Annotated in this window: 5 protein-coding genes; 4 read left to right on the top strand and 1 reads right to left on the bottom strand. The window is 71.8% G+C overall.

Annotated elements, in window-relative coordinates; genetic code table 11:
- A partial coding sequence (locus LOY02_RS13490) for a PPOX class F420-dependent oxidoreductase (protein WP_317182879.1) occupies positions 1-354 on the bottom strand: 354 nt, incomplete at its 3' end.
- Between the two features lie 130 nt (positions 355-484).
- On the opposite strand from LOY02_RS13490, the gene LOY02_RS13495 reads away from it, so the two are divergent.
- From LOY02_RS13495 to LOY02_RS13510, 4 genes are all read left to right on the top strand, one after another.
- Positions 485-2,299, top strand: a complete 1,815-nt coding sequence (locus tag LOY02_RS13495) for a CapA family protein (RefSeq protein ID WP_317182880.1) — start codon at positions 485-487, stop codon at positions 2,297-2,299.
- A 113-nt stretch (positions 2,300-2,412) separates the two neighbouring features.
- Positions 2,413-2,937, top strand: coding sequence for a GNAT family N-acetyltransferase (locus LOY02_RS13500; RefSeq protein WP_317182881.1), 525 nt, complete (start codon positions 2,413-2,415; stop codon positions 2,935-2,937).
- 221 nt (positions 2,938-3,158) lie between these two features.
- The gene (locus tag LOY02_RS13505) at positions 3,159-4,073 is read left to right on the top strand and encodes a 4Fe-4S binding protein (RefSeq protein ID WP_317182882.1); all 915 of its coding nucleotides are present in this window, start codon (positions 3,159-3,161) and stop codon (positions 4,071-4,073) included.
- On the top strand, positions 4,070-4,386 hold a 317-nt coding region (locus tag LOY02_RS13510; protein ID WP_317182883.1), incomplete at its 3' end, for a hypothetical protein. The genes LOY02_RS13505 and LOY02_RS13510, both read left to right, overlap by 4 nt.

Genomic DNA, 4,386 nt, shown 5'->3' on the forward strand with positions numbered 1-4,386 from the left:
GGGCGGGTTGGGCATCGGCGGGAACTCGGTGCCGGGACCGACGTAGCGCTGGGCGAGGTCATGCAGCAGCTCCGGCGCTCCGCCCTCGGTGATCCGCGCCTCTCCCTCGACGACGAGGTGGTGCTGCATCCCGTGCGTGTTGCCCACGGCCTCGATGGACAGCGAGACCCTCGGGTCGCGACGGATGTTGCGCACCTTCCGGTCGACCATGAGCTTGCCGATGACGATGTCGCCGCCGTCGAGTCCGACCCAGACGATCGTCACGTGTGGGCTGCCGTCGGCGTTCACGGTGACGAAGTGCGCCAGCCGTCCCGACTCGATGACTGCTCGCGCCTCGGACGAGAACTCGACCATGCACTGACGCTAGGGGTGCCCAGCCGGCCTGTCGAGGGTCAGCGGCCACGCACCGCCTTCTGCGTCGCCGCACGTGCTTCTGGTCCCACGGCCAGGCCCCCTCGACGTCGACCGCTCTTACGATGGTGGGGTGCCGAGACGTCCCCGTTTCGTGCTGGCCGCCGGCGTCGTTGCGGCCGCGGTCGGCGGCGCGATCCTCGTCCAGGTGACGCTCGATCCGATGCAGCGCGACCAGCCCGCGGTGACCAGGTCCGGCGCGCCTCCCCCGGGCGCCACCCCGACTCACACCCCGACTCACACCCCGACTCACACCCCGAGCGAGACACCCGCGGCTACCCCGACCGGCTCCACCGCGGCGACGCTGCAGCTCGCCTTCGCCGGGGACGTGCACTTCGAGGGCGCCTACCGCGACGTACCGTCAGACCCCGACTCCACCCTCGGCCCGATGTCGGACGTCCTGAGCGACGCGGACCTGGCGATGGTCAACCTCGAGTCGGCCCTGGCGATCCGAGGTGACCGCACGCGCAAGGAACTCGAGGACCCGGCGAACCGCTACTGGTTCCGCACCGGCCCGGCCGCCCTCGAGGTGCTCGGTCGATCGGGGGTCGACGTCGTCACCGTCGCCAACAACCACGGCGCCGACTTCGGCGTCACCGGCCTGCGCGACACCCTTGCAGCCGCGGAGACCAGCGCCGTGGCTGTCGTCGGCGTCGGTCGGAACGACCGTGCGGCCTACGCACCGCACCGCGTCAAGGTCAAGGGCACGGACATCGCCATTCACGCCGCGGACGCGTCGTTCCGCGAGAGCGCCGACGCGATCTGGGCGGCCGCCCCCGGGTCGGGGCCGGGCCTCGCCTCTGCGCGAGGGCCCGGGATCGCGACCCTGACCGCTGCCGTGCGCGAGTCGGCGCGGAGCGACGACCTCGTGGTCGTCTACCTGCACTGGGGCGAGGAGGGCAACTCCTGCTCGACCGCGAGCCAGCGGCGCCTGGCCAGCAGTCTCAGCCGTGCCGGCGCGGACATCGTGGTCGGGTCCCACGCGCACACGCCGCTCGGTGCCGGCCTGCTCGGCTCCACCTATGTCAGCTATGGGCTGGGCAACTTCTACTGGTACCACGGTCGCCAGGCGGACACGGGTGTGCTGCGCCTGTCCGTCCGGGACGGCGCGGTCGTCGGCGACGAGTGGCTCCCCGGCCGCTTCCGCCCCGAGGGCGGCGGCCCGACAGCGCTCACCGGCGACTCCTCGGCTGCCGCCGTCCGCGAGTGGCGGGACCTGCGCGGCTGCACGGCCCTCGAACCCGGGCCCGGTCCCGCCCCACGGGCCACGGACGGCGCCATCGACCCGCAGCCGACAGACACCGCGCTCCCCGACTTCGCCTCCTCCGTCAGCCGGATCGGTCCGTCGGTCCGCGCCGGCATGCAGAGTCATGACCCCACGACCTGTCCGGTTCCCCTCGCGGACCTCCGCCACCTCGTCGTCACGCATGTCGGTTTCGACGGTCGCGCGCGCCGAGGTGAGCTCGTCGTTCATTCCGACGTCGCCGCCGACGTCGTCGACGTGTTCGCCGCGCTCTATGCCGCCCGGTTCCCGATCGAGCGGATGCTGCTCATCGACGAGTTCGGCGGCGACGACGACAGGTCCATGGCCGCCAACAACACGTCCGCCTACAACTGTCGGCGGGTGGCAGGCCGGGCGTCCTGGTCCGACCACGCCTACGGGCGAGCCATCGACGTCAACCCCGTCCAGAACCCGTATGTCATCGACGGGGAGGTCCGGCCGTCCGCGGGACGGCCTTTCGTGGGCGTCGACCGCTCCGCGGACGCCCGGCCGCAACGCGGCGTCATCCGTGACGGCGACGTCGTGCGCCGGGAGTTCGACCGCCTCGGTTGGGAGTGGGGCGGGCTGTTCGCCGAGCCCGACTTCCAGCACTTCAGTGCGCCCTAGGTTGGGGGTCACGTTGGCCCCCAAGGTGGCTCAGCGGCATACGACCATGTCCGTATGCCGCTGAGCTCGCCTCAGCGCCCACGCACCCTTCGCTGCGTGGAAGGCTGGGCGCCATGAGTACGTCCGCAGGCCCCGCGCCGCTGGTCCTGGAGACCCCCAGACTGCTCATGACGCCACTCGGCTCGACCCGGGCCGACGAGCTGGCCGCCCTGTATGCCGATCCGGAGGTCACCCGCTTCCTCGGTCCGGGGCCCTGGGACGACGCGGCCGTGCGCGAGCAGTGCCACCGCTTCGAGCGGATCTGGAGCGATCGCGGCTGGGGCCAGAGCGCCGTGGTGGAGAAGGCCTCCGGCCTGATGATCGGCAGAGTCGGACTGCACGACTGGCCGGCCTGGGGCGAGGTCGAGCTCGGCTACGTGCTCGCCCGGTCGGCGCAGGGTCGCGGGCTGGCGACGGAGGCGTCGCATGCCTGGTTGGGGTGGGCGGCGGCACACCTCGACGTCGACCACCTCATCGCCGTGATCCACCCGGAGAATGCCGCCAGCATCCGGATGGCCTCCCGGCTGGGCTTCACCCTCGACCGTCGTGACATCACTCCCCAGGGCGTCCCCGCGCTCATCTACCGACGCGACACCTGACCCGACCCCGGTCCGGAGGCTCGAGGCGGCGCACGCACTTCACGCCAGCTTCATCGACCCTTCACAGGTCGGGAAAAGGATGAGGCCGTTCCGGCAGCACGACTGGCGCCCGGAGGGGCACGCGACAGAGCGAGGACGACATGGCCACGAATCCGAGTGCGCTCAGGCGCTCCACCGACAGCTCGGCACCCGTCAGGAAGCCCACGGCCTACCAGCGGCGAATGAAGGCGATCACCGGCCTGCACCGCCGCCGCCGCGTCGTCCAGCTCGCCATCGTCGTCCTCATCACGGCCATGGCGGTCCGCCACCAGGTGGAGTCCGCGAGCGGCGCCCCCTCGGTCGACGCGCTGTGCCCCTTCGGCGCGCTCGAGACGATGTGGACGTGGATCGCGACCGGGAGCTTCATCTCGAAGATCCACCCGTCGAACGTCGCCATGGGCGTCGGCCTGCTCACGGCGGTGCTCATCGCCGGCAACGCCTTCTGCGGCTGGATCTGCCCGTTCGGCGCGATCCAGGACGCGCTGCACTGGCTGAAGCGCAGGCTGCACGTCCCGACCGTGACCGTCCCCCCGCGCGTGGACCGCGTCCTGCGCCATGGCCGCTTCGTGGTCCTCGGTGTCGTGCTCGTCGCGAGCGCCACGACCCTCAAGCTGTGGTTCGCCGACTACGACCCCTACGTCACGCTCTTCGGCCTGTCGTGGGTCTTCGAGCCGAACCTCGCCGCGATGTGGCCGGCGCTCGCGATCCTCGTCGCCGTCCTCGGCGCCTCGATGCTCGTGGAGCGCGCCTTCTGCCGTTACCTCTGCCCCCTCGGTGGCGCCCTCAGTGTCCTCGAACGCTTCAGCATCCTCCGCATCCGTCGCAGCGCCTCGGCCTGCACCGACTGCAACCTCTGCAACAAGCCGTGCCCCGTGGGCATCGACGTCGCCAAGGCGAACCCGACCGTCAGCGCGGACTGCATCGGCTGCCTGGAGTGCGTCGCGACCTGCCCCAAGTCCGGCGCGCTCGAGGTGACCGCAGCCCCGCCGTGGGCGCACCTTCGCAAGCAGCTCGATGCGACGGTCCCGCCCGGGCCCCTGCCGGTGACGATCAACCGGCGCCGGCCCGCGACCGAGAAGGCGGGGGCCGACCGATGAGGAGGACGAGCCGCTGGCTCATGCCGGCCCTGTCACTGGTGCTGTTCTTCGGCGCCATCGGGGTCGCCCAGGCGGCGGGCTGGTGGGAGACGAGCGGTCGCGCGGCCGTGCCTGCCGGGCAGATGGTCGTCGACGACCTCAAGGGCTGGATGACCCTGCAGGAGGCGGCCGACGGGCTGGGCGTCCCGGTGGACGACCTCGTGGCTCTCGTGGGAGCCGATGAGGGTGCGGGCGTCGGGCCCGACACCGCCTTCAAGGACATCGAGGCACTCGTGCCGGGGTTCGAGCTGACCACCTTCCGCGAGACGGTCCG

Origin of the sequence: Intrasporangium sp. (assembly GCF_032907665.1) — a bacterium.
In the GTDB taxonomy this organism is placed as follows: Bacteria; Actinomycetota; Actinomycetes; order Actinomycetales; family Dermatophilaceae; genus Intrasporangium.